Annotated in this window: 25 protein-coding genes and 1 pseudogene; 19 read left to right on the top strand and 7 right to left on the bottom strand. The window is 55.6% G+C overall.

What is annotated here, in order from left to right; translation table 11 throughout:
- Window positions 1-37 precede the first annotated feature (37 nt).
- The 4 genes from ACR0BK_RS17910 to ACR0BK_RS17895 are packed head-to-tail and all read right to left on the bottom strand — an operon-like array spanning window position 38 to window position 3,853.
- Window positions 38-1,099 (bottom strand): ABC transporter substrate-binding protein, encoded by a 1,062-nt coding sequence (locus ACR0BK_RS17910; RefSeq protein ID WP_480555781.1) that lies wholly within the window; start codon window positions 1,097-1,099, stop codon window positions 38-40.
- A gap of 17 nt (window positions 1,100-1,116) precedes the next feature.
- On the bottom strand, window positions 1,117-2,214 hold the full coding sequence (locus ACR0BK_RS17905) for an ABC transporter ATP-binding protein (protein ID WP_480555779.1): 1,098 nt from the start codon (window positions 2,212-2,214) through the stop codon (window positions 1,117-1,119).
- Window positions 2,211-2,999 (bottom strand): ABC transporter permease, encoded by a 789-nt coding sequence (locus ACR0BK_RS17900; protein WP_480555777.1) that lies wholly within the window; start codon window positions 2,997-2,999, stop codon window positions 2,211-2,213. Before ACR0BK_RS17900 ends, ACR0BK_RS17905 begins: the two co-directional genes overlap by 4 nt.
- Window positions 2,996-3,853, bottom strand: a complete 858-nt coding sequence (locus tag ACR0BK_RS17895) for an ABC transporter permease (RefSeq protein WP_480520727.1) — start codon at window positions 3,851-3,853, stop codon at window positions 2,996-2,998. The genes ACR0BK_RS17900 and ACR0BK_RS17895 overlap by 4 nt, the downstream gene beginning before the upstream one ends.
- A gap of 139 nt (window positions 3,854-3,992) precedes the next feature.
- Here ACR0BK_RS17895 and ACR0BK_RS17890 point away from each other — a divergent pair, with 139 nt between their 5' ends.
- From ACR0BK_RS17890 to ACR0BK_RS17835, 12 genes are all read left to right on the top strand, one after another.
- Window positions 3,993-4,622: a TetR family transcriptional regulator C-terminal domain-containing protein gene (locus ACR0BK_RS17890; protein ID WP_480520802.1), complete on the top strand. Its 630-nt coding sequence runs from the start codon at window positions 3,993-3,995 to the stop codon at window positions 4,620-4,622.
- Between the two features lie 402 nt (window positions 4,623-5,024).
- Window positions 5,025-5,417, top strand: a complete 393-nt coding sequence (locus ACR0BK_RS17885) for a COG4315 family predicted lipoprotein (RefSeq protein WP_480555775.1) — start codon at window positions 5,025-5,027, stop codon at window positions 5,415-5,417.
- A gap of 42 nt (window positions 5,418-5,459) precedes the next feature.
- On the top strand, window positions 5,460-5,969 hold the full coding sequence (locus ACR0BK_RS17880; protein WP_480477778.1) for an RNA polymerase sigma factor: 510 nt from the start codon (window positions 5,460-5,462) through the stop codon (window positions 5,967-5,969).
- Entirely contained in the window at window positions 5,966-6,712 is a 747-nt protein-coding gene (locus ACR0BK_RS17875) for an anti-sigma factor family protein (RefSeq protein WP_480555773.1), read from the top strand. The genes ACR0BK_RS17880 and ACR0BK_RS17875 overlap by 4 nt, the downstream gene beginning before the upstream one ends.
- A gap of 196 nt (window positions 6,713-6,908) precedes the next feature.
- A complete protein-coding gene (locus tag ACR0BK_RS17870; protein ID WP_480555771.1) occupies window positions 6,909-8,069 on the top strand; it encodes a Gfo/Idh/MocA family protein in 1,161 nt (386 codons plus the stop codon).
- A 396-nt stretch (window positions 8,070-8,465) separates the two neighbouring features.
- Window positions 8,466-9,080 carry a TetR/AcrR family transcriptional regulator gene (locus tag ACR0BK_RS17865; RefSeq protein WP_480555769.1) on the top strand — a complete coding sequence of 205 codons (615 nt, stop codon included), beginning with the start codon at window positions 8,466-8,468 and terminating at the stop codon, window positions 9,078-9,080.
- Complete coding sequence (locus ACR0BK_RS17860) at window positions 9,077-9,625, top strand: efflux RND transporter periplasmic adaptor subunit (protein ID WP_480555767.1); 549 nt, start codon at window positions 9,077-9,079, stop codon at window positions 9,623-9,625. The genes ACR0BK_RS17865 and ACR0BK_RS17860 overlap by 4 nt, the downstream gene beginning before the upstream one ends.
- 9 nt (window positions 9,626-9,634) lie before the next feature.
- Window positions 9,635-10,231: an efflux RND transporter periplasmic adaptor subunit gene (locus ACR0BK_RS17855; RefSeq protein ID WP_480555811.1), complete on the top strand. Its 597-nt coding sequence runs from the start codon at window positions 9,635-9,637 to the stop codon at window positions 10,229-10,231.
- Entirely contained in the window at window positions 10,228-11,364 is a 1,137-nt protein-coding gene (locus ACR0BK_RS17850; RefSeq protein WP_480520741.1) for an ABC transporter permease, read from the top strand. Before ACR0BK_RS17855 ends, ACR0BK_RS17850 begins: the two co-directional genes overlap by 4 nt.
- A 4-nt stretch (window positions 11,365-11,368) precedes the next feature.
- A complete protein-coding gene (locus ACR0BK_RS17845) occupies window positions 11,369-12,082 on the top strand; it encodes an ABC transporter ATP-binding protein (RefSeq protein WP_480555765.1) in 714 nt (237 codons plus the stop codon).
- Window positions 12,079-12,480: a hypothetical protein gene (locus ACR0BK_RS17840; RefSeq protein WP_480520745.1), complete on the top strand. Its 402-nt coding sequence runs from the start codon at window positions 12,079-12,081 to the stop codon at window positions 12,478-12,480. The genes ACR0BK_RS17845 and ACR0BK_RS17840 overlap by 4 nt, the downstream gene beginning before the upstream one ends.
- 160 nt (window positions 12,481-12,640) lie before the next feature.
- Window positions 12,641-12,862, top strand: a complete 222-nt coding sequence (locus tag ACR0BK_RS17835; protein ID WP_480520747.1) for a hypothetical protein — start codon at window positions 12,641-12,643, stop codon at window positions 12,860-12,862.
- A 29-nt stretch (window positions 12,863-12,891) separates the two neighbouring features.
- On the opposite strand, the gene ACR0BK_RS17830 is transcribed toward ACR0BK_RS17835, so the two are convergent.
- A complete protein-coding gene (locus ACR0BK_RS17830) occupies window positions 12,892-13,158 on the bottom strand; it encodes a MaoC family dehydratase (protein WP_480555763.1) in 267 nt (88 codons plus the stop codon).
- 474 nt (window positions 13,159-13,632) lie between these two features.
- On the opposite strand from ACR0BK_RS17830, the gene ACR0BK_RS17825 reads away from it, so the two are divergent.
- Window positions 13,633-15,690: a DEAD/DEAH box helicase gene (locus ACR0BK_RS17825; protein ID WP_480555761.1), complete on the top strand. Its 2,058-nt coding sequence runs from the start codon at window positions 13,633-13,635 to the stop codon at window positions 15,688-15,690.
- A gap of 170 nt (window positions 15,691-15,860) precedes the next feature.
- Window positions 15,861-16,175, top strand: coding sequence for an FCD domain-containing protein (locus ACR0BK_RS17820; protein WP_480520751.1), 315 nt, complete (start codon window positions 15,861-15,863; stop codon window positions 16,173-16,175).
- A 243-nt stretch (window positions 16,176-16,418) separates the two neighbouring features.
- Here the strand turns inward: ACR0BK_RS17820 and ACR0BK_RS17815 are convergent, their stop codons facing one another.
- Together ACR0BK_RS17815 and ACR0BK_RS17810 are read right to left on the bottom strand one after the other, a co-directional pair.
- Window positions 16,419-17,144 (bottom strand): SDR family NAD(P)-dependent oxidoreductase, encoded by a 726-nt coding sequence (locus ACR0BK_RS17815; protein ID WP_480555759.1) that lies wholly within the window; start codon window positions 17,142-17,144, stop codon window positions 16,419-16,421.
- The gene (locus ACR0BK_RS17810; protein WP_480555810.1) at window positions 17,141-17,911 is read right to left on the bottom strand and encodes a DUF1365 domain-containing protein; all 771 of its coding nucleotides are present in this window, start codon (window positions 17,909-17,911) and stop codon (window positions 17,141-17,143) included. Before ACR0BK_RS17810 ends, ACR0BK_RS17815 begins: the two co-directional genes overlap by 4 nt.
- 127 nt (window positions 17,912-18,038) lie before the next feature.
- Here ACR0BK_RS17810 and ACR0BK_RS17805 point away from each other — a divergent pair, with 127 nt between their 5' ends.
- From ACR0BK_RS17805 to ACR0BK_RS17785, 5 genes and pseudogenes are all read left to right on the top strand, one after another.
- Entirely contained in the window at window positions 18,039-19,382 is a 1,344-nt protein-coding gene (locus ACR0BK_RS17805) for an NAD(P)/FAD-dependent oxidoreductase (RefSeq protein ID WP_480555757.1), read from the top strand.
- Between the two features lie 28 nt (window positions 19,383-19,410).
- A pseudogene (locus tag ACR0BK_RS17800) lies at window positions 19,411-19,827 on the top strand (class I SAM-dependent methyltransferase); the annotation flags it as partial.
- Window positions 19,820-20,314, top strand: coding sequence for a hypothetical protein (locus ACR0BK_RS17795; RefSeq protein ID WP_480520759.1), 495 nt, complete (start codon window positions 19,820-19,822; stop codon window positions 20,312-20,314). The pseudogene ACR0BK_RS17800 and the gene ACR0BK_RS17795, both read left to right, overlap by 8 nt.
- Window positions 20,314-21,540 carry an MFS transporter gene (locus ACR0BK_RS17790; RefSeq protein ID WP_480520761.1) on the top strand — a complete coding sequence of 409 codons (1,227 nt, stop codon included), beginning with the start codon at window positions 20,314-20,316 and terminating at the stop codon, window positions 21,538-21,540. Before ACR0BK_RS17795 ends, ACR0BK_RS17790 begins: the two co-directional genes overlap by 1 nt.
- Window positions 21,537-22,097, top strand: a complete 561-nt coding sequence (locus tag ACR0BK_RS17785; protein ID WP_480520763.1) for a DUF3833 domain-containing protein — start codon at window positions 21,537-21,539, stop codon at window positions 22,095-22,097. Before ACR0BK_RS17790 ends, ACR0BK_RS17785 begins: the two co-directional genes overlap by 4 nt.
- Window positions 22,098-22,111: the final 14 nt, after the last annotated feature.

Genomic DNA, 22,111 nt, shown 5'->3' with positions numbered 1-22,111 from the left:
GGTTCCGGAGCCCTTAGGCCCCGGATGATGGGTTGTGTTAGAAGCCGGCTTTGATCCGCTCGAATTCCGCCAGCATCTTTGCCTCAAGCTCGGGGTTCACAGCATCAAAGAACAAGCTGCCTTCGAAAAAGCTTTTGGGATCGGAAAAACCATAGGCTTCGATATTGGCCTGATCGGCGATTTCGAACGCTTTTGCGTTGGAATGCGGGTAGCCCCAGTTGTCGATGATGTACTGACCACTGGCAGGGTCCGTAAGCGCGTTCAAAAGGTCATAGACCTGATCGACCGGTGTCGTGGACGATTTCAGATGCACATAGCCACACGCCCAGGTCGCGATGCCCTTGTCCACGTTGCGCATCATGGCCGCGGGCACTTCGTTCCAGATCAGGTTCAGTTCGGACTGGTTCCAGGCCCACCCCATTTCGATCTCGCCACTGGTCATGGCCTGGTCAAACTGACCCGCATCGGACCAATAAAAACGCATATTCGGGTGGATCGAGCGCAGGAAATCCGATGCTTCCTTGAATTGCTCATCGCTCAGGTTGGTGTAGTCATCCGCGTTTCCGGTGGCCAGCGCGGCCAAGGCATAAGCAGACGATGCAGCATCCGGGATGGCGATTTTGCCTGCATAGGCCGGGTCCGCCATCAATTGCAGTGAGATGTCATCCCCAGAGATCTTGTCGGTGCGATAGATAAGACCTGTGTTCCCCCATTCGAACGGCAGCATGTAAAGCTGGCCGTCCAGAACGATGGCGTCGACCTCTTTGATCTCGGGCAGCACATCCGCCCAATTGGTCAGCTTGCTTTCATCCAAAGGCTGAATCAGATCAGCTGCGACCCATTTTCTGACCGCGTCAGAACAAGGATGTGCCAGATCAGCGGTAAAACCGGAACTCAGCTTGGTAAAGGCTTCTTCCTGGCTTCCAAAATAGGAGTAGCTTGGCGCTTCATCCCGGTATTTTTCCATGTAACTGGCAAAGAATCCGGGATCTTCATATCCCGACCAGTCAAAAACCGTCAGATCGGCGCCACCTGCACTGGCACTGCCTGCCGTTATTGCCGTCGCACATGTGAATGCCGCAATTCCCTGAAGTTTCATTCTATCCTCCCTCTGTTTTATCCCGAGATCGTACCAAGATCGATCACGCTAGCCGCCTGAAGCCCCAGCCAAACGACATCGCCGCGTTTAAAGTCGACCGTGTGGAAATAGTTCGGAACCGAGACCGAGATTGGTTTCTCGGCCCCAGCCACTTGAATGTGGTAGTGAATATTCTCACCGTAGAAGGCGACGTTGCTGACAGTGCCCTGAACCGTTGATGGGTAGTCTTCAGGCCGGTCCGCAGCAATCTCCAGCTGTTCCGGTCGAATACCGATATTCATGTTTCTGGCGCTGATCGCCACATTGGGATTTCTTTCGATTTCCATCCGCCCGAAGGCAGCCGCATCGATTGACAACGTGTCACCGCTTTCGCCAAGCAACCGGGCCGGCAATATGTTCATCTCACCGATGAAGCGAGCCACTTGCTGATCACAGGGACGGGCATAAAGCGTTGTTGGCGTGTCCACCTGCTTGAGTTGCCCGTTGAACATCACGCCGATACGGTCGGACATGGTCATCGCCTCGTACTGGTCATGCGTGACCATCACAAAGGTAATGCCAAGCGACTGTTGCAGATTGCGCATTTCAAACTGCATCTGTTCACGCAGCTTCTTGTCAAGCGCTGACAAGGGTTCATCCAAAAGCAACACCTTTGGCCGCATGATCAGCGCGCGGGCAAGCGCCACCCTTTGACGTTGCCCGCCCGATAACTCGCTTGCGCCGCGATCCTGAAGACCACCCAGTTCGACCATTTCCAAGGCTTCGGCGACGCGCTGATCGATCTCGGCCTTAGGCGCTTTGCCCCGCAACCCGTAGGCTACGTTATTCCCGACATTGAGGTGCGGAAAGATTGCGTAGCTTTGGAAAACCATGTTCGTCGGGCGTTTGTTGGCGGGCACTCCTTCCATATCCTGACCGTCAATCAGCACCTTCCCTCTGGTGGGTTCCTGAAAGCCCGCGATCATGCGTAAAACCGTGGTCTTGCCACACCCTGAGGGACCGAGGAGCGAAAAGAACTCGCCCTCTCTGAGGTCAAGGTTTATGCCGCTCGCGGCCACAAATGTGCCGTAGCGCTTTTCGACATCCCTGAGCTCTATGATGTTTCTGTTTGTCATCGGACCTCAGATGCGGATGAACGGCGGCGGAAGTATTCAGCCAGAACCAGAAGCAGAACCGAGGTTAGCAACAGGATCGACCCCAGTGCCAAAACATTTGGAAGCTTGGCGGGGAAACGGATTTGGCTCCAGATGTAAACCGGCAGGGTTGGCTGGTTACCGGACAGGAAAAAGGCGAGGACGAATTCATCGAAACTGACGGTGAATGTGACCAAAACACTGGCTGCGATACCGGGGGCAACGACCGGCAGCGTCACGCGACGGAATGTTTCGAACACGCCGACGCCCAGATCGTAAGATGCTTCCTCCAGTGATGCGTCGAAGTCATCAAAGGCGGATTTCAAGATCGAGACAGAGAACGGCAGTGCGAGAAACGTATGGCCCAGAATGACGGTCAGCAATGACGGCTTGAGACCGAGGAACAGAAACAGGACCAGCATTGAAGAGGCGACGATTATGCCCGGGATCACCAAAGGCAGCATCACCAGACCTTCTGCAGCGCGTTGACCCCGAAAACGGTACCGAACAAAGGCACGGGCGGCGAACAATCCCATGGCGGTCGATAGAAGGGCAACAACAGTGCCGACGGCAAGCGAATTCCAAAGCGCCTGGATCAACGTGTCCTGCTCGCCTAGCTTCCGATACCAGTCCAGTGTCCAGCCCTTGATCGGGAACGCAACGATTGTGCCGCTGTTGAACGAGAACAAGGGAAGGAACAGAACCGGCAGGTACAGAAACAGCAGATACAGGAACGCATAGGCTGTCAGGGTTGTAGGACGTCTCATCTGATCCGCCTCCCCAGCCGCGTTGCGGACATGACAAACACGATAGCCACAAAACCCACCGACAGCATTGCGATCAGCGATAGCGTAGCCCCAAGGGGCCAGTTGTTGGCGGCCCCGAACTGCACCTGAATAAGATTGGCGATCATCTTCCCATCTGAACCACCAACCAGAGCCGGGGTCACATAATCACCAACTGTAGGGATGAAGATGATCAGGCAAGCGGCAATGATACCTGGGATCGTCAGCGGCAGCGTCACCCGCATAAAACGTTGAATGGGACTGTTCCCAAGATCTGTTGCAGCCTCAAGTAGACTGGGATCGATTTTCTGCAATGAGACATAGATCGGTAGGATCGCAAATGGCGCCCAGGCATGAGCGAGCGTCAGCACAACTGCGAATTCGTTGTAAAGCAGGAAGTCGAGAGGCTCGCTGATCAGACCCAGCGCCAGAAGCGCAGAGTTCATAACGCCGTTGAAACCCAAAATGAGTTTCCAGGCAAATACGCGCAGCAAATAGCTGGACCAAAATGGAATGGTGATGAGCAGAAGCCAGATGGTCTTTTTCTGGGCCTTCATCGCGATAAAATACGCGATGGGATAGGCCAGTGCGACGGTGACTACGGTTACCGCTCCGGCAATCCAGATCGACCGAAGCATCAGGTGCCGGACCAGCGGATCCGCAAACGCATCGCTGTAATTCTTCAGCGTCGGTGTCTTGTCGAGCGTCACATAGGTTTGGGTCCAGAATGAATAGGCAATCAGGATCAACAATGGCGCCGCGACCAGAAACCCCACGTAAGCCGTGGCTGGCGCGCTGAGGGTATATCCCCGGGACGCTTCGCTGCGAAAGATCACCCAACCTCCCTTCCCGAAATTCACGAGTTACTAATGGACGATCGTCCATTAAATGTTGCGCCAGAAAGGCCTTTCGTGTCAATATTCCTTTGATCTACCTCTATAAGGCATTCACAAACGGTTGGTAACATTGAACAAAGTGCAAAGCACCAAGGAACAAAAACGCGGTTCAAAGCGGGATCCGGAAGCCAATAAACAGCTACTGATCGACGCGACTCTGGACACAATTGCCGATATTGGAGTTACCGATACCTCGGTCAGCCGAATCTGCGAGCGCTCCGGCCTGTCGCGCGGAATGATCCATTTGCATTTCGGGGGTAAGGACAATTTGCTGACCGCAGCCGCCCGGCATTTCAGCACCGAGTATTATGCCGAGATGGACAGAAGGATGGATCTGGGCGCGAGCGCAACGCCCGAAGACCGTGTTATGGCAGTGATTGAGGCCGACCTGTCAGAAGCACTGCTCAATCCGCGCAGTACGAAAATCTGGCATGCGTTTCGGGGTATCGCAAGCTCTCATCCAGGTATCGCCCGTTACAGCAGCACTCAGGATGACAAACTTGTCGAAACCTTGCGGTCCGCGTTCAAAGAGATAGCCCCTAAAAACGGACGTGACCCGAACCTAGTAGATGACGCAACCAGCGGAACGCTCGCCTTGCTGGAGGGGATGTGGGTGAATTACCTAACCGATATGCAGGGATTTTCACGCCGCCGCTCCGTCAACCTTGTTCGAAGGTTTTTATGCGGACTTTTCCCCGGAAAATTCTAGGTTTAAGCCTTGGCGGTGTTCTAGTTCAAGTTGGATAACTCGGAGACAGAAGTTTCTGAGAGAAAATTGTTCCGGGCGCATACAATCAGCTCGTCTGTGCTTTCGTTTTGAAACAACTGCGACTGCCGTGCCATTACTTACATACCCAAACTTGGGACACTGTCAGGTGACGAAGCCCCCTGCCCCACGGGCCTAAGGCGCTTGTCCACTTGTCGACAGATACAGGTTATTCGTACCCAAACCGGACATGGGTGACCTTTCCTGTAGGCTCGGATTTTGGCTTAGCCACCACAACAATGCCTACACGCCACAAAAAAAGTTTCACTTTGGGGAATTTTTTCCAGGCGCCTTCGTAGTTGTATTGTCTGCCATCCGGCAGACCTGAAAAAGTCGGAGAATCCAATGTCCCTAAAATCCCTCACTTTTACCGGTGTCGCGCTGGTTGCGACTGCAACCGGTTCATTTGCGGATGGTCACACCGGTGCGCCAGCCGTAACTGGCCAGCTCAACGGAGAAACCTTCCTGATGGATGCGCACAAGATGACGCTCTATACCTTTGACAAGGACGAGACAGGCGTTTCGAATTGCTATGATGACTGTGCCGCCAAATGGCCGCCGCTGATGGGTGATTCCAACATGGAACTGAAAAAAGGCTACAGCCTGATTGAACGCAAGGATGGCAGCGTTCAGGTCGCCTACAAAGGAAAGCCGCTTTACCTATGGTTCAAAGACGAAAACCCTGGGGACATGACAGGGGACGGTGTAAAAGGTGTTTGGCATATCGCACGCCCCTGAACCTTGGTGCCGGGGGAAAGTTTCCTCCCCCGGCTTACGTACATGCTTCAGTCATTTGAAAACCAGCTTGAAAACTGCCTCCCCGATCTTTGGCGTTATGCCTGGTCGCTGACCCGTGACCGGGATGCGGCGGATGATCTGGTGCAGGATTGTGTTGAACGCGCCCTTCGCAAACGATTGCTATGGCTTCCGGGACGGCCGTTGAAACCATGGCTCACTAAAATATTGTTGAACCTCTACCGGGACAGGTGGCGTCGAGAGACCAAATTCAACACTGTCGATCTCGACAACATTTCGACGCTGGCAGCTACGACAAGCACGGCCGAAGAACGGTTGGAACTCAAGGCTGTCTGGAAGGCGCTGGATTCTGTTCCCCAAGATCAGCGAGAAGCCCTTCTTTCTGTTGTGATTGGTGGGTTAAGCTATGACGAAGCGGCCACAACTTTGTCCATTCCAAAGGGTACGCTGATGTCGCGGATCTCGCGCGCGCGTACTAAAATCAAATCTGAAATGGACGCTTCGACCGCCGTGAAGATCAGGAGCGTGAAATGACGCACACCCCATCCATCGAAGACCTGGTTCAGCGTAGCATAGACGGTGAGTTGTCACCGGAAGAGAGCGAACGCCTTGACCGTCACCTTGCCCGTCACCCGGACGATGCAGCGCGCGTTCGTGCAATGCAGCGTCAATCTGATCTGATAAACAAGGCGGTCCCTGTACCTTCTGCGGCACATCTTCGAAGTCTGCGGAAACAGGCCACGCCACCCTCGCCAGTCTCTTTGAGGCTGGTTGCTTCGGTCGCGGTTTTTACAGTCGGATTCGGCTTGGGATCTTATTTGCAACCTTGGAACAGTGGAACAACCGACGATCTGGCATTGTTTTCGCAACACGCAAAGGCGGCGCATTCTCTATTCGCCGTTGAGGTTCTTCACCCTGTAGAAGTCGCCGCTGCGGAAAAAGACCACTTGCAAACCTGGCTCTCCAATCGTCTGGGCTCTGCCATTATCGCGCCGCAACTTGGGGAAACCGGGTTCTCCCTGATTGGAGGACGCCTTTTGCCCGCAGGAGACCGAGCCTCAGCTTTATTTATGTACGAGAATGCAGAGGGTGATCGGTTAAGTTTGATGGCCACGCATGGCGACACAACTCAAACTCAATCATTTCGGTTTCGACAAGAGGACGGGTATCTTGTCGTCTTCTGGCAGGACGGACCCTGGCAGTATACGTTGGTCGGAGACCAGCAGCGCGACCCGATGGAACACATCGCCCGCTTGGCGCATGGTCAATTGATCTAGAGACTGCTTTGAGCGGCTTCATTCGCGCAGAAGCTTTGCGAAACCCGCAAGTTTACAGCAAAAAGCAGTCCGAAGTTACCGGTGTCTGTTGCGGTGAACCGCACCAAGTGGCAAGAACTTTTTTGTTGGTTGAGAATATCTTAACTCCGCGTATGCCGGTCAGTGAACGGTGTTCGGTATTCAAAAGGAGAGCTACATGGCAAACCTATCAGGGGTTCGTGCGGCAGTCATTGGAACGGGTTTTATCGGAACAGTTCACGTGCAGACCTTGCGCCGCTTGGGTGTGCAGATAGCTGGCGTTCTTGGCTCATCTCCGGAAAGAGGCGCAGCCGGCGCCGCAGAACTCGGTGTGGCACAGGCATACTCGTCCTTAGAGGAGTTGCTGGCCGATAATAGCGTGGATGTGGTTCACGTAACTTCCCCAAACCAGGCGCATTATCCGCAGGTCATGGCCATCCTCAGAGCCGGAAAGCACGTGATCTGCGAGAAACCACTGGCAATGACCAGCCAGCAGTCGGCTGAAATGGTCAAAATGTCAGCAGCGTCCGGTAAGATTTGCGCGGTGTGCCACAATATCCGGTTTTATCCTCTGAACCAGCACGCACATGGAATGGTCACCCAAGGGGATTTGGGCGATATCCGCCTTGTCACAGGCCACTACCATCAGGATTGGCTTGCGAAACAAACGGACTGGAATTGGCGATTGCAGGCCGAGTCAGGAGGAGTTCTGCGTTCGGTTGGCGATATTGGCACGCACTGGGTCGATTTGACGGGCTTTATTACAGGATTAAAGGCAAAATCCGTTTTCGCGGATTTGACGACATTTCTACCGGAGCGGCAGCGCCCGATGGGGCCAGTTGGAACTTTCTCAAACGCAGGTGGCGCAACCGAGACCGTGGCGATTGATACAGACGACAGCGCAGCAATCCTGATACGGTATGAGGGCGGCGCCAAGGGGGTCATGACGACGTCGCAGATCAATTTCGGACGCAAGAACTCCCTAGTCTGGGACATAGCCGGAAGCAAATCCAGTGCGGCATGGGACAGCGAAAAGCCGGATCATCTGTTCATAGGTCATCGCGACGCCGCCAATCAGGTATTGATGCGTGATTTTACCCTGATGAATGCAGCCGGGACCCGTGCCGCGTCTTTACCGCCGGGCCATGTCGAAGGGTTCGCGGACAGTTTTTTTAACTTTTTTAACAGCGTTTATCTGGACATTTGCGCAGGCACGCGCGGGCAAGGCAGCACGTGGGCGACATTTGAAGACGGTCACTATGAAATGCGTTTCTGCGAGGCCGTTCTCAAATCCGCCCGAGAAAGCCGCTGGGTCGATTTGGCCGAGATTTCAGATTGATGCCGCCAAACGCGGCGTCCAGTGTTCTGTTAAAACACTGACTGCTGCCGGGATCTGTCGCAAACTTCACCCCCAACCTGTTGTCCGTCGTCAGGGATTTTGGTACAGATGGCTATCTGATCTAAGAGAGGGTCCGGCGCATCTGACTGGTTTGATTATGCGGCCTATTTGCGACGATCCCAAGCGGCTTGATGTCGTGTTTTTCACGAAATTTGTCTTTAGGTGCCACGCGGTTATTGGGTGCTTTCCGCTATTTTCCTGTAGATCATATCGCTCCTAATAGATGCCAAGCCATTCTTTTCGCCCCCGATGCCGAAATCAAATGCAGGTGCGCTTGACGGCAAGTGTATCTCGTTTTAGATAGTTAGTTATTACTCACTAACAAAATGATATCCAATGCCTGCACGCAAGCCCGCAGATGAACGCAAGACCGAGATCGTACAGGCAATGCTGCGTCTCGCGGACGAGTTGGGCCCGGATCGCCTGACCACGCAGTCGGTTGCTGATACAGTCGGGCTGACGCAGCCCGCAATCTTCCGGCATTTCGCGACCAAACAGGATTTATGGTTGGCGGTGGCAGCTGAGATTTCTGAACGTCTCCGAACCGCATGGGGTGACGCGCTTAGGACATCCGCCGATCCGGCAGATCGGATCAAAGCGCTGATCTTGGCACAATTGCACCAGATCGAGACTATGCCGGCCATCCCGTCCATTCTGTTCTCGCGCGAGCTACAGGTCGAAAACGACGATCTCCGGAAATCTGTTCTTACGCTGATGACTGAATTGGTCGGATTGCTGTCCATCGAGCTGACCAACGGGCAGAAAGCGGGCCTGTTCGACACAGACCTGCCGCCTGAAGACGGAGCGCTACTGTTGGTCTCGCTGGTGCAAGGGTTGGCGATCCGCTGGACTTTGGGGAAACGCGGTTTCGCATTGGAAGCCGAAGGAAGCCGATTGCTCGATGCTCAGATGCGGCTATTCCGAATAGCAAGTACAGAGGTTTCGCCATGAACCGCCGTATCATCCTGGGTGTCAGCCTTGTTGTCGTCCTCGCAGTCTTTGGCAGGTTTGTCCTTACAGAGCGCCCGATCAGTGTTTCCGCGGCCGCAATTGAACAGAATGTCCCTGTACGTGTTTATGGGCTGGGTACGGTCGAGGCCAGGATCTTCTCAGATGTTGGATTTGAAGTTGGTGCCACGCTGACAGAACTTTCGGTCGACAGTGGTGATACGATCAAAGCGGAGCAGGTCCTTGCCCGGCTTCATCCGACGGAACAACAAGCAAAAGTCGCGCGCGCCAAAGCGGGGGTTGCCGCCGCAGAGGCCACCTTGGGCAAGGCTGAGGCAAATGTGATCCGCGCGCGTGCCATTCTTGCGCAGCGGCAGTCGACAAATGCGCGCCAGCAGGAACTTGCCGGGCGCAACGCCGTCTCGACTCAGGCTGCGGAAGAAGCGCAGCGGGATGTCGATGTTGCAGCCGCTGATCTGGCCGTCGCAGAAAGTGATGTTGAGGTTGCCCAATCCATGCACAATGACGCCAAGGCAGTTCTGCAATAAGAGCGTGTACTGCTTGATCATCATGTGCTGCGGGCACCGTTTGACGCGGTCGTTGTTGAGCGTCATGTCGAAGCAGGTACTGTTGTTGTCGCTGGTGAACCTATCTTTACTCTTGTGGACCCGAACACTGTCTGGGCATTGGCCTACATTGATGAGGAGCGGGCCGGGGGCCTGCAACTCGGACAAGTTGCCGAAGTGAGGTTGCGGTCTTTGCCGCACAAGGTCTTCACCGGCAAGATCGCGCGGATCGGTATAGAAAGCGACCGGGTGAACGAAGAACGCCGGGTCTGGATTGCATGCAATCGGTGCCCGGAACAGGTTTTTCTCGGCGAACAGGCCGAAGTTTGGATCACAGTGACAGAGCTGGTCGAAGCGATGTTGGTTCCAGAGATCGCAATAACCGGTTTTGACGGGCATGAAGGTCGTATCTGGGTCGCGCAGGATGGGCGTGCGCATCAGGTGTCGGCAGTTTTCGGGCACCGGACCGAGGATGCGCGGGTCGAGCTGGTTAGTGGTATTCCCAATGGCTCGCAGGTCATCTTGGCACCCGTTAAAGGGCTGTCTGAAGGGCGCATGGTTCGGGTCGTCGAGAGGAATGCGCCATGAACCTCGCCTACCGCGATGTGCGTCACAATCTGTTCCGCTTCGTTCTGACTTGCCTCGGCCTCAGCCTCCTGATGGCGGTCGTGCTGGCAATGATTGGTATTTACAATGGACTGGTTGCAGACGCGCTGAATATTGTCAAAGCACCGCGAGCAGATCTTTGGATTGTTGAAACTGGTACACGCGGGCCGTTTGCAGAAGCCTCAAAAATTCCTGACGGAACCCGTGATGCCGTGGGGCGATTGCATGGTGTGGCCGAAGCGGGCAGCATCACATACCAGACCGTCGAGGCGCCCTTTCGCGGCGAAACGCTACGCCTGTACGTGATCGGATACGAGCCAGGTCACCCCGGTGGACCCGAAGCAATCACGGTAGGGCGTGGGATCAGCCAGTCCCATTTCGAAATCGTGGCAGACGCCAAATCCGGACTGTCCGTCGGTGATGTGATCCGACTGGGCCGCGATCCTTTCACTGTGGTCGGGTTGGTCGAGGATACGATGAATTCCGCCGGTGATCCGGCTGCGTTCATCACTTTACGCGATGCGCAGGTGCTACAGACGCAACTGGCCCCGTCGGCGCAACGCATTCAGCAGGCACGAGGCGCGGGGTTGCTCGAAAGTCAGGACAGCGTTGCGGCTGTGATCGCGCGGCTTGAACCGCTTGCAGACCCGCAAGAAGTGGCGCAGTCGGTGCGCCAATGGAAACATCTTGGGGCCCTGACACAAGCCGATCAGGAGTCTATCTTGCTAATGTCTGTGGTGGATCGAGCAAAGCGGCAGATAGGTTTGTTTCTGGGCATTCTATTGTCCGTTTCAGCCGTTGTAATCGCGCTAATTATCTACACGATGACCATGGAAAAGCTGAAGCAGATCGCCACACTCAAACTGATCGGCGCCCCCGACCGCACGATCATCGGGCTGATCGTGCAGCAATCCATTGCACTTGGTGCGGTTGGCTGGAGTTTCGGCCTGATCCTTATCCTGCTAGTCAAGGACTACTTCCCCCGCCGGGTTGTGTTGGAGCCGATCAACGCCGTCGCTTTGGCAGGGATCATACTCGTTGTCTGCATCGTCGCCAGCGGCCTTGGCGTTCGTGCCGCACTCAAGGTCGATCCGGCCACGGCAATCGGAGGGTGACGTCATGCTCAATGATCCGCGCCGCGTGATTGTAGATGTTACCAATGTCTCCAAGCACTTTGGCGAAGGTGATGCTCGCGTCGACGCATTGAAGGGTGTTGATCTGTCAGTCCAGGCAGGCGAAGTCGTGGCACTACTCGGCCCGTCTGGATCGGGTAAAACGACGCTTCTGAATGTCATTGGCTGCATCATTGCTCCGAGTACGGGGAAGGTTACGCTGGACAATGAGGTGGTTTACGACAAGCAATGGCTGCGAAACGATCTGCGCAAGCTACGGCTCGACAAGATCGGGTTTATCTTTCAGTTCCATAATCTTCTGCCATTTCTCGATGCCAAAGATAACGTTGCCCTGGTGCTGAAACTGGCTGGAAAATCGACGGTCGAAGCGCAAAGGCGCGCTATCGAACTGCTGGACTATCTGGAGGTCGGTCACCGCAGGGATGCGATGCCCGCGCTTCTGTCCAGAGGTGAGGCGCAGCGTGTGGCCATCGCACGCGCCCTTGCCAACAGCCCGCGCATCATTCTGGCAGATGAACCAACTGCGGCGCTTGACAGCCAGCGGGCCGGGATCGTGATGGACTTGATGCGCAAGCTCGCGGCTGAGCAAGACGCCTGCATCATTGCTGTGACGCATGATGAAAAGATTTATGACCGGTTCGACAAGCTGTTCCACCTGCGCGACGGCCTACTTGATGGAACGGAAGGGGGCGTGACATGAGAAATGCGACCCTTGGCAACCGCGCCCTGAAAGTAGCGGCAAGCGTAGCATTAGTTTTCGGCGCGTTGACCGTTTTCTCAGGCGGGTGGGCCTTGTTTGGTGGCGAGGAAGCACGCACCGCCGTTGGCGATGCGGTGCCCTTCGTGCTGTGGTTCAACTTTCTGGCGGGGTTCGCCTATGTCGTGGCCGGTATTGGGCTGTTTCTTCGGCACCGGTCAGCGGCCTGGATATCAACAGGCATTCTGGTAGCCACCGTTCTGGTTTTCCTGGCCTTCGGCGTTCATGTGTTGCAAGGCAACGCCTACGAGATGCGCACCGTTGGTGCGATGACCCTTCGCGCGGGTGTCTGGTTAGCCATTTCTGTTGTGGCTTGGATACATATCTTGCGAACGGATTGACCCTGGCAGACCCTGATTTCCCGGCCGTAGAATATTTGGTGAAATCCAACGTCGCTTCACACATGGGACAGGGCCTGGACAATGAATACATGACCGCTCAGTTCGGCTCTCGGTCATTGAGATGGTGTACCGCGTTCCTGATCACCGTCCTCTCAGAGTAATGGCCCAACTGAAGCGCTCAACCAAGCTCTTCATGGAAGAAATACCTGCGGCAGTCATCGCGCCACTGATCGAGATCTGCAAAACCAACGGGATCGCGGTCGCCAAAATAATCGCGAAGCGGCTTTTTTTATACCACGAGGTCTGGCTATCGGCTATTTGCCGAGATTGCGGGATAGGTGTGCCCGGTAAGTCGCTGCTTCTGGCCGCTCAAAAAGTTTGACACATCCGTGATGTCGACATGTCCGCACATCAATCTTGATGAAGGTGCAGATCAAAGATCAACTCATTGGTTCCCTGCTGAACTCTCAGATCATCTTGATTGAAAACATCAAACTGAAATTCAATGATCCCGCGTTTTCCCGATGTCGTAATGCGTTTTGAGACGACGATCAGATCAGCCCGGATCGTGTCACCTGCGAAGACGGGTTTCTCGAACCGCCAGTTCCACCCGAGCGACGCCAGGCCATCGGGTTTTGCTTGAGACTGAAACTTGAGCCCATCAACCACTGGCAGCACAAGTGGGGCTGATCACTTGAACCAAGCAGTCTAAGTCATGGCAACCGATTTAAAGGGTCCAGAACCTAGATTGGCCCGTGGAAACACAAGCCACTGAAAAAACAGGTGGCAAAGCACAGGCTATTTCCCGCAAAGCAAAGATAATCAGGCCTACTACCCGTCTGTCGCCCGGGCAAAAAAGGTGCGTGAAATCGTGTTAAGTACCTATTCTCGCCTCGCGTCATCGCTCAACCACTATAATTCGGCGGTCAACGAGGCCGAGGCACTTATGGTGTCGACCCAAATCTGTGATAGGTGGCGCCACGAGCGTCAATCGCTTAACGACTGTAACAGGTCCAAGCCGGAATCTGCATGATCGTCAATCCAGAAACAAAAGCTTGCGACATATCCTTGACGCATTCGGGCGCGCGTTACGGGCTATACATCTGAACCAAAAACCACTATCGCCAGATCTTTCCCGGCAATTGGTGACCTATGAATGATTTCTCTGCCCTCCCGAAAACCCTGTCCGCAGCTCTGTCCCAAAAAGGCTATAGCAACTTGACGCCTGTACAAGAGGCTGTGTCAGATGAAGCGCTGGCAGGAAAAGATCTGCTTGTCTCTGCGCAAACCGGTTCCGGCAAGACCGTGGGCTTCGGGCTGGCGATGGCGGAAGAACTTCTCGACAAGCACGGCCGTTTTGACCGACCAGCAGCGCCTTTGGCCGTGGTCATTGCACCCACGCGCGAACTGGCTCTGCAAGTGCGGAGAGAATTCGACTGGCTGTTTGCCGAAGCCGGGATCGTTACTGCATCGGCTGTCGGTGGCATGGATGCGCGCACAGAGCGCAGGGCGCTTGAACGCGGCGCACATGTCGTAGTCGCTACACCTGGGCGGCTGCGCGATCATATCACACGTGGGGTGATTGACCTGAGCGATCTGCGGACCGTCGTCCTCGACGAAGCCGATGAAATGCTGGACATGGGGTTCGCCGAAGATCTTGAATACATCCTTGATCAAACGCCCGAAAACCGGCGCACCCTGATGTTCTCTGCCACTGTTCCACGAGGCATTGCCAGGCTTGCCCAGACCTACCAGAAAGAGGGTGCGCAGCGGATCAAGGTCGGAAGCGCAGATGTCCAGCATTCGGATATAACCTATAGTGCCTTGAACGTAGCTCCGTCGGATATTGAAAAAGCGATCATCAATTTGCTGTGTTATCACGACGTTCAAACCACGATTGTGTTCGCCAACACCCGGTCTATGGTGGCGCGTCTGACCGCGAAACTTTCCAATCGGGGGTTTTCTGTCGTCTCACTGTCAGGGGAACTCAGTCAGGCAGAGCGCACCAACGCGATGCAAGCCCTGCGTGACGGGCGCGCGCAGGTTTGCGTTGCGACCGACGTGGCCGCCCGCGGCATTGATCTTCCAGGGTTGGAGTTGGTGATCCATGCGGATCTGCCCTCAAATGCGGAAACTTTGTTGCATCGCTCTGGACGGACAGGCCGTGCCGGACGCAAGGGAACATCCATTCTGATCGTGCCGGCTCGGCAGCGTTCAAAGGCACAACGATTGCTGAAAACCGCCAAGCTTGAGGCCGAATGGGGCGCACCACCCTCAGCCGATGAGGTGTTTAAACGGGAAGAGGAACGCATCATTTCCAATCCCGCCCTGGATGAGCCGCCAAGTGCTGAGGAAACGGCTTTTGCCGAGCGGCTGCTCAGCGGAAGAACTCCCGAGCAGATCGCCGCAGCCTATATGCGCCTCTACCGAGAGCGCCACTCGGCACCAGAGATCCTTGGAACGGCACCAGAGTCTGGAAAACGCGACACTGATCGACGCGCGGCGTTTGGGCCAAGCACCTGGTTCTCACTTTCTTTGGGACGCAAACAGCGTGCGGAGCCGCGTTGGTTGCTGCCAATGCTGTGCCGCAACGCGGGTTTGTCCAAAGACGCTATCGGCGCAATCCGCGTTCAGTATCAAGAGACCTTTGTCGAGATCGCCAATGATGCTGTGCCCGCAATGAAACAAGAACTGGGCGCTGATCTCATCATAGAACAAGGTGCGACGTTGACCGAGCTGGTGGGCACACCAGATTTCGATACCTCGCCCAAAGGACCGCCTGCAGCCCCACAATCATCGGACGAGCCCGCCAAATCCCGAGGGCTTGATTCAGGCAAACCGTCGAAAGCTGTGCCTGGCTCCGAACGTTCTGACCAAGATGTCCGGACTGCATCCGAGCGCCCTAAGAGCAAAGGAAAATCTGCGGCAGGTACGTCGAACAGACAAGCAAGCGAAGACAAGAAAAAACGGGACTCGGCTCCGCAAGCGCGACCGACGCGTGAGCGCGGAAAGGCCAAACCACAGCCCGTCGCAATGGATAAGAAGCGACAAAAGCAAGATAAGAACGCTTCTGACACATCCAAATCTCTGAAAGCACAAAAGGCGCGTTTCAAGACCGACACCAAAGACCAGAAAGCGCCGCGTTCAAAAAGCAAAAACGGCAAGGGCGGAGAAGCAAGGCCTTTCCGCAAGCTTTCAAAGAGAAACTGAGCGCTCGGGCAAGAGACATTCATCACGGACACCGGTACAGTGGCGCATCGTCCTAGGCGGTCCTTAATCCTTCCACCCAATCCGCTTGAGGGCGAAGGACACGGACGGCCAAGAGCAGACATGGATCGCGTTCAAATGCGCATCGATGTTTCTTCGCAAGGCGGACTTTCATGTGTGTTATCAGGCTCTCTGGTGAATTTCATGTCGAGTTAGCTAAATGCCACAACAACGCAGTACTCACTCGCGTCGTCAGGGAACTGGTGACCCGGTCTTCTCTGATCGTGGCGCTGTTCGGAACCAACAAGGACTCATCTTGCCCCGATGATGAGCACGCGTCGATCATCAATGCGATCGCGAGTGGTGACCCGCAATCTGCGGTAGACAGCATCCAACACCACCTTCTTCACGTTAAAAACAGCCTGGATCTGGAGAAAACCCAAAAGGTTGAACCTGATCTGGCTAAGATACTCACCGGACGCATGTAATTGGTTCTGTCACAAACTCCGTCCGAACAGGATCGTTGAACTAAAAGGGCATTCTGGCCGGGCCTTTCTGAAAACGTGCCGCCGAAGGAATCCGAGCGATCCGTGCAATACGGTCGCTTCCCGGCACGCGACCAGCCCGTCACTAAGGACAATAACCTGTTCGTCATGGCAGGGCACCGCCAACAATCTGGGGCTGCTGAAAACTCGGCAGCCCCATCGTTTCGGAACAAGTTGGAAACGGCGTTACTTCCCGCGATAAACCAGCCAGTCCGGCAGAATTGCGAGCGCGCGGATCACCCAGGAAAACGGCGCCGGGAAATCCGTGCGGAAACGGCGCCTTGTCATGGCCTTCAACACACGGGTCGCGGCATCTTCGGGCGTCATCAACATGGGCATACGGAATTTGTTTTTCAGGGTCAGGCGGGTCTTGATGAAACCGGGATTGATCAGACGCACAAATACTCCGCTGTCTCTAAGATCAAAACGCATGGTTTCGGCTAGGCTGATCAATGCAGCCTTGCTGGCGCCATATCCGATCGCGGCGGGAAGACCGCGATACCCCGCCAGCGATCCGATCAGGGTAATGTCGCCCCGATCCTGCGCAACCATCCTTGGCACCACTTCGCCCAGGACACGCATCGCCCCGGTGAAATTGACATCCACCATGGTCAACGCGGTTTCGCTGTCCCACTCTGTTGTGCCCATGGGTTCGTAGGCGCCGACATTATAAATCACACCGTCCACATCACCCGCCGCCTGCGCCGCGCGACGCACGGAGTCGCCATCGGTCACGTCCAGCGCAAGCACGGTTGCACTGGTCAACTCGGCATTCAGGGTATTCAGTCGCTCGCGATTACGCGCCGACAAGATCAGGTGCGCACCTTCTGCGTCCAGTCGCTTCGCCAGGGCTCGCCCCAATCCTTCGCTAGCTCCGATGAGCCAATATGTCTTGTTTAGGAAATCGGTCATTTGCCGACGTCACCTAACGGCTGGCTTTCGCTTATAAGAGCCGCGGGCGCAGGGCGTTTCCGAAGAAACGGCGCGCGTTTCAGATACAGGATCGCCGCCTGCCAATGGATCAGCGCCAAAACCCGCACCGCACCCAAGGGTCGGCGGACGGCGGCCCAAAGGAGCGACCTGTTTGTTGCCGCACGCCGCTCTCCGGATAGCGTAGCCAGAACGCCCTGGTCTTCATTTTCAAAGGAAATGCGAATGTCGATCCGTGTGTCACTGAAGCCGAAATTGAACCGGTAGTGACCAGCAATTCTCTGAAACGGAGACACGTGCATGAGTTTCTCGGCAACCAGAGTGTCACTACGTGCGATCGGGCGAAATCCTTCGTGTGCGCAAAAATAGCAATGTCGCTGGCCGAAGGTGCTATTAACCTCGGCAACAAAGGCCCTCGGGGTGCCATCAACCAGCGCAATCCAAAAGCTGACCGGGTTGAAATGAAACCAAAGGAAGCTTGGCTGGGTCAGAAGCAAAAGTTGTGCGTCCTTGGTTCGTAACCCACGCTCTTGCAGAACCTGCTTGAACCACGCCAACCCGCGCCCGTCACCCCGTGTTCCGCCATGCTGACGATCCCACAGTGACCATAGATTGAACCGGTTTCGCGACAACAGCCAAGGCGCCTTAACACCAAGATCGGTCAACACAAAATCGACACCGTAGCTGAAGGTGTTCTTCAGCTTTCCGCGTCGGGCATGCAGGGTTTGGGCCTGAATATGTTCCAGCATCATGTGTCCTATACGCGGCTGCGCGGCTCATGGATCAGAACGCGTTGAAAACTATTCTCGTGCTTTTCTGATCCAATTTGACCGGCGCCGCGTAACAGCCTCATAACGTTGTAAAGATGAGGACGGCATGTTCGATCAGATTCACGGCCCAAGAAAGAAAATCGCAATTGTCGGCGGTGGTATATCGGGCCTCTCGTCCGCCTATTATCTGGCGCCCTACCATGACGTCACCCTGTTTGAAGCATCCCCGCGTCTAGGCGGGCATGCCCGAACCGTGATGGCGGGCAAGAACGGCGACCAACCGGTCGACACCGGTTTCATCGTGTTCAACTACGTAACCTATCCCTACCTGACGCGGCTGTTCCGTGATCTCGACGTTCCGGTGATCAAGAGCGTGATGAGTTTTGGCGCCAGCATCAATGATGGCTGGCTGGAATACGGTCTGAACAACGTGGGATCGATCACTGCGCAAAAACGTAACCTGCTGCGACCGCAGTTTTACAAGATGATTGCGGACATCATTCGCTTTGGAAAGCGTGCCGAGGCTGCCGCTACGGATGACAACAAGACCATTGGTGAACTGGTCGAGGAGCTGGGCCTCGGCGATTGGTTCCGCAACAACTACCTGATGCCGATGTGCGGAGCGATCTGGTCAACCCCGGTTGAAGATATAGACCAATTCCCGGCGAAATCGCTGGTACAATTCTTCCGCAACCACGCACTTTTAGCCGGCTCTGGCGAACATCAGTGGTGGACGGTGAAAGGTGGCAGCATCGAATATGTCCGCCGGTTGGAATCCGCGCTTCTGGCTCGCGGCTGTGTCATTCGCACCGATGCACCGGTTCGGCATGTCCAGCGCGACACGCATGAAGTGCGCATCTTTGCTGACAAGGGCCTATCGGCTTCTTTTGACGAGATCATCATGGCTTGCCATTCGGACCAGGCCCTCCAGATCTTGGGGCAAGACGCGACACACGCCGAAGCCGCCGCTCTTGGTAACATCCGCTATCAACCCAATACGGCTGTTCTGCATTGTGATGAAAATCAGATGCCCCGGCGGCGCGCCTGCTGGTCGAGCTGGGCGTACCGGTCGCAGGATGGCGACATCGGCCTCACTTATTGGATGAACAGGCTGCAGAATATCCCTGAATCCGATCCCCTGTTCGTCACCCTGAACCCGTCGACCGAGATTCCTCAGGACAAAGTTTATGACGTAGCGAACTTCGCCCACCCGATGTTTGACAAGGCAGCGCTCAAGGCACAGCGCGACATTCGGGAAATGCAGGGACGCAACCGGACATGGTTTGCCGGAGCATGGAACCGGCACGGGTTTCACGAGGACGGTATCGCCAGTGCAATGCGCGTCGTGCGCGCCCTGAATGAACGTCACCTAATCACAGGAATGGAAAATGCGCTTAATCAACAAGGCTCTGAAATCGAATTTTCTATCGACCTGCGAGCGACTGCATGACGGGCAGCTGATCCTGCGCACCCCCGAGGGCGAGCGCTACTGGCCCAGCTACTTTGCCATGCTCAAGCGCAGCTTGGCCGAGGGTGGGCGCGTGTTGTTGCAAGCGATCACCGTCAAAGACAGCTTTTTTGACACATACAAGTCCTCGTCCGATTACATCCGCCAATACGTTTTCCCTGGCGGCATGCTGCTGTCGGACCGTGTTATCGAGGCCCAAGCCAGTAACGCTGGATTCGCAGCTTGCGACAGCTTTGCTTTCGGGCAGGATTATGCCCGAACCTGTCGGAACTGGGCCAATAACCTTACCGCGCAAAAGCGTCGCGTTTCGGAATTTGGATATGGCGAGAGCTTCTTCTGCAACTGGCAGTACTATCTCGAGATCTGTGCCGCGTCCTTTGCCGTGGGGCATACCAATGTCGTTCAAGTGGAGATGGCCCATGCGTAGTTTTGTCTTTGCTTTTGCCTTGCTCGCGTCGCCCACGGGTACGCAGGCGTCCGCAATCAAATCTGTGCTGCCCGATGCCGAAACGCGCGGCACGGCAACTTTTCGTTATATAGGCCTCCCGCTCTACGAAGCTCAGCTCTTCACCAAGTCCGGAGCACCTCTGGACTGGAGCAAGGATTTCGGGCTCGAGCTGAAATACCTCCGCAACCTGACAGAACTTGATCTGGTCGAAGCCACCATGCGCGAACTGAGCCGTACCGGGGCCACCCTGCCGGCGCGCGGCCAGTTGGAAATGTGTTTCAACGATGTACGCAAGGGTGACCGCTATGTCGCCATCTCCAAGGGGCCAAACCAAATCGGGTTCTGGCACAATGGAAAACGGGTTTGCACGCTAAGCCATCCTAGGATCAAGAACAGGTTCATGTCGATCTTTCTTGGCGAAAACACACGTTCGGAATCCTTCACCCGGAAACTGAAGGGCGAGTGATGCTTTACCCGCGTGTCAGCCTCTATGCGCTGATGCTGGCCGCGGCTGGCATTCCGCTTTACATCCACTTGCCGCGGTTTGCTTCGGTCGAGCTTGGCATCGGGCTGGGGGCAATTGGCACGATCCTGTTGGTCATCCGGCTGGTCGATCTTGTTCAGGACCCACTGATTGGCTGGGCAATCGACCGCTGGCCACGGGCACAAATCCTGTTTGCCAGCGCCGCGGCGCTTGGGCTGGCGATCGGCTTTCCATTGCTATTCACCGCTCAACCGGGGCCAAACGCGATGCCACGTCTGGTGGCAATCCTTGTTCTGCTCTTCTCGGCCTACAGTCTTGGCATGATCCTGCTCTATGGACGCAGCGCCACTCTGGCAGCCACACCGACGCCACGCTCTCTGATGACGCTGGCGGCGTTTCGTGAGGGTGGCATGCTGGCTGGCGTGGTGATTGCCGCCATTGCACCGGCTTTCCTTGTCACCCTTGGGGCCACCGGTCAGGGATACGAAGCGTTTGGCCTGTTTCTTGGAGCGCTGGCCCTTGTCGTTGCCGTGATCACCCTGCCGATCTGGCGTCGCGAACCCATCGAAGGCGACCGTATGTCCCTTGGTGCGCTACGCCAAACTGGCGCTCTGAGACTTCTCGTGTTGGCACTGGTCAACAGCCTACCTGTTGCCATTACCTCGACATTGTTTCTTTTTTTCGTGGAAGACCGCTTACAACTGCCGGGCAAAGCCGGCCCCTTGTTGATCCTGTTCTTTCTCAGCGCAGGTTTCAGCGTGCCGCTATGGGCCCGTCTGAGCCAAAGAATGGGCTCGAAGGCCACGCTGTTGGTCGCCATGCCCTTGGCAATCCTCGGCTTTGTCGGGGCCGCGTTCCTAACACCCGGCAGTCAGGTTGGCTTTGCGGTGATCTGCCTGGCATCCGGCGCCGCCCTGGGGGCCGATATGGTTATCCTTCCGGCTATGTTTTCGGTGGCGCTGACCCGGGCGGGTCTAAAGGCATCGTTAGCTTTTGGCATCTGGTCCTTTGCGGGCAAACTTGGCCTTGCTGTGGCCGCTTTCGCTGTTCTGCCCGTGCTGGAAAGCAGTGGCTTTAGACCCGGCGCGACAAACAGCACTGAGGCCCTGAATACATTGAACATCTCTTATGCCGTCCTTCCCTGCATCCTGAAACTCGGCGCCTTGGCGCTTGTCCTGGCGCTTCCTACGGAGAACCCAACCCAATGAAACTCCTTACTGCCCTGCTCATTCTTGCCGCTCTGGTCATGGCGGCAAAGTCCATGTTTCTCAGTTTTCGCGCACAAACCTCGTCAGACTATGCCGATACAAGCCCTGCCTTTTCGCTCAAAACCCACCTGAGCGGTGAAATCCTCTCCGAAGGTCTGATTTATGGCCCAACCGGAAAGATGACGAACAGCTTCGTTGCCAGAATGGTCGGTGAATGGGACGGCGACACTGGTACGCTGAGCGAAGAGTTCACCTATTCAAACGGCAAAAAGCAAAGTCGCAAATGGTTCCTGAAGCTCAGCGACGGCAACACGTTCACCGCCACCGCCGACGACATTGTCGGCGAGGCACGAGGAGTCGTTTCTGGGTCAACAATCAAGATGGAGTACCAGATCATTCTGCCGGAAGACGCGGGCGGTCACACGCTGACAGCAACCGACTGGCTTTACCTAACTGAAAACGGAGTCATCATGAACAAGTCCGAGATGCGCAAATTCGGCATCAAGGTGGCCGAGTTGATCGCGACCATGCGCCCGGACCACGAAGCACGACGCTGAACCGGGATGGGACC

Source organism: Ruegeria sp. AF1 (genome assembly GCF_056542125.1).
This window is presented reverse-complemented; position numbering and strand designations above follow the sequence as displayed.

Bases quoted from the DNA above. Each gene is read 5' to 3' on its own strand.
- ACR0BK_RS17910 (WP_480555781.1), bottom strand. From the start codon at position 1,099: ATGAAACTTCAGGGAATTGCGGCATTCACATGTGCGACGGCAATAACG.
- ACR0BK_RS17905 (WP_480555779.1), bottom strand. From the start codon at position 2,214: ATGACAAACAGAAACATCATAGAGCTCAGGGATGTCGAAAAGCGCTAC.
- ACR0BK_RS17900 (WP_480555777.1), bottom strand. From the start codon at position 2,999: ATGAGACGTCCTACAACCCTGACAGCCTATGCGTTCCTGTATCTGCTG.
- ACR0BK_RS17885 (WP_480555775.1), top strand. From the start codon at position 5,025: ATGTCCCTAAAATCCCTCACTTTTACCGGTGTCGCGCTGGTTGCGACT.
- ACR0BK_RS17880 (WP_480477778.1), top strand. From the start codon at position 5,460: ATGCTTCAGTCATTTGAAAACCAGCTTGAAAACTGCCTCCCCGATCTT.
- ACR0BK_RS17875 (WP_480555773.1), top strand. From the start codon at position 5,966: ATGACGCACACCCCATCCATCGAAGACCTGGTTCAGCGTAGCATAGAC.
- ACR0BK_RS17870 (WP_480555771.1), top strand. From the start codon at position 6,909: ATGGCAAACCTATCAGGGGTTCGTGCGGCAGTCATTGGAACGGGTTTT.
- ACR0BK_RS17865 (WP_480555769.1), top strand. From the start codon at position 8,466: ATGCCTGCACGCAAGCCCGCAGATGAACGCAAGACCGAGATCGTACAG.
- ACR0BK_RS17860 (WP_480555767.1), top strand. From the start codon at position 9,077: ATGAACCGCCGTATCATCCTGGGTGTCAGCCTTGTTGTCGTCCTCGCA.
- ACR0BK_RS17850 (WP_480520741.1), top strand. From the start codon at position 10,228: ATGAACCTCGCCTACCGCGATGTGCGTCACAATCTGTTCCGCTTCGTT.
- ACR0BK_RS17845 (WP_480555765.1), top strand. From the start codon at position 11,369: ATGCTCAATGATCCGCGCCGCGTGATTGTAGATGTTACCAATGTCTCC.
- ACR0BK_RS17840 (WP_480520745.1), top strand. From the start codon at position 12,079: ATGAGAAATGCGACCCTTGGCAACCGCGCCCTGAAAGTAGCGGCAAGC.
- ACR0BK_RS17835 (WP_480520747.1), top strand. From the start codon at position 12,641: ATGGCCCAACTGAAGCGCTCAACCAAGCTCTTCATGGAAGAAATACCT.
- ACR0BK_RS17825 (WP_480555761.1), top strand. From the start codon at position 13,633: ATGAATGATTTCTCTGCCCTCCCGAAAACCCTGTCCGCAGCTCTGTCC.
- ACR0BK_RS17820 (WP_480520751.1), top strand. From the start codon at position 15,861: ATGTGTGTTATCAGGCTCTCTGGTGAATTTCATGTCGAGTTAGCTAAA.
- ACR0BK_RS17815 (WP_480555759.1), bottom strand. From the start codon at position 17,144: ATGACCGATTTCCTAAACAAGACATATTGGCTCATCGGAGCTAGCGAA.
- ACR0BK_RS17810 (WP_480555810.1), bottom strand. From the start codon at position 17,911: ATGCTGGAACATATTCAGGCCCAAACCCTGCATGCCCGACGCGGAAAG.
- ACR0BK_RS17805 (WP_480555757.1), top strand. From the start codon at position 18,039: ATGTTCGATCAGATTCACGGCCCAAGAAAGAAAATCGCAATTGTCGGC.
- ACR0BK_RS17795 (WP_480520759.1), top strand. From the start codon at position 19,820: ATGCGTAGTTTTGTCTTTGCTTTTGCCTTGCTCGCGTCGCCCACGGGT.
- ACR0BK_RS17790 (WP_480520761.1), top strand. From the start codon at position 20,314: ATGCTTTACCCGCGTGTCAGCCTCTATGCGCTGATGCTGGCCGCGGCT.
- ACR0BK_RS17785 (WP_480520763.1), top strand. From the start codon at position 21,537: ATGAAACTCCTTACTGCCCTGCTCATTCTTGCCGCTCTGGTCATGGCG.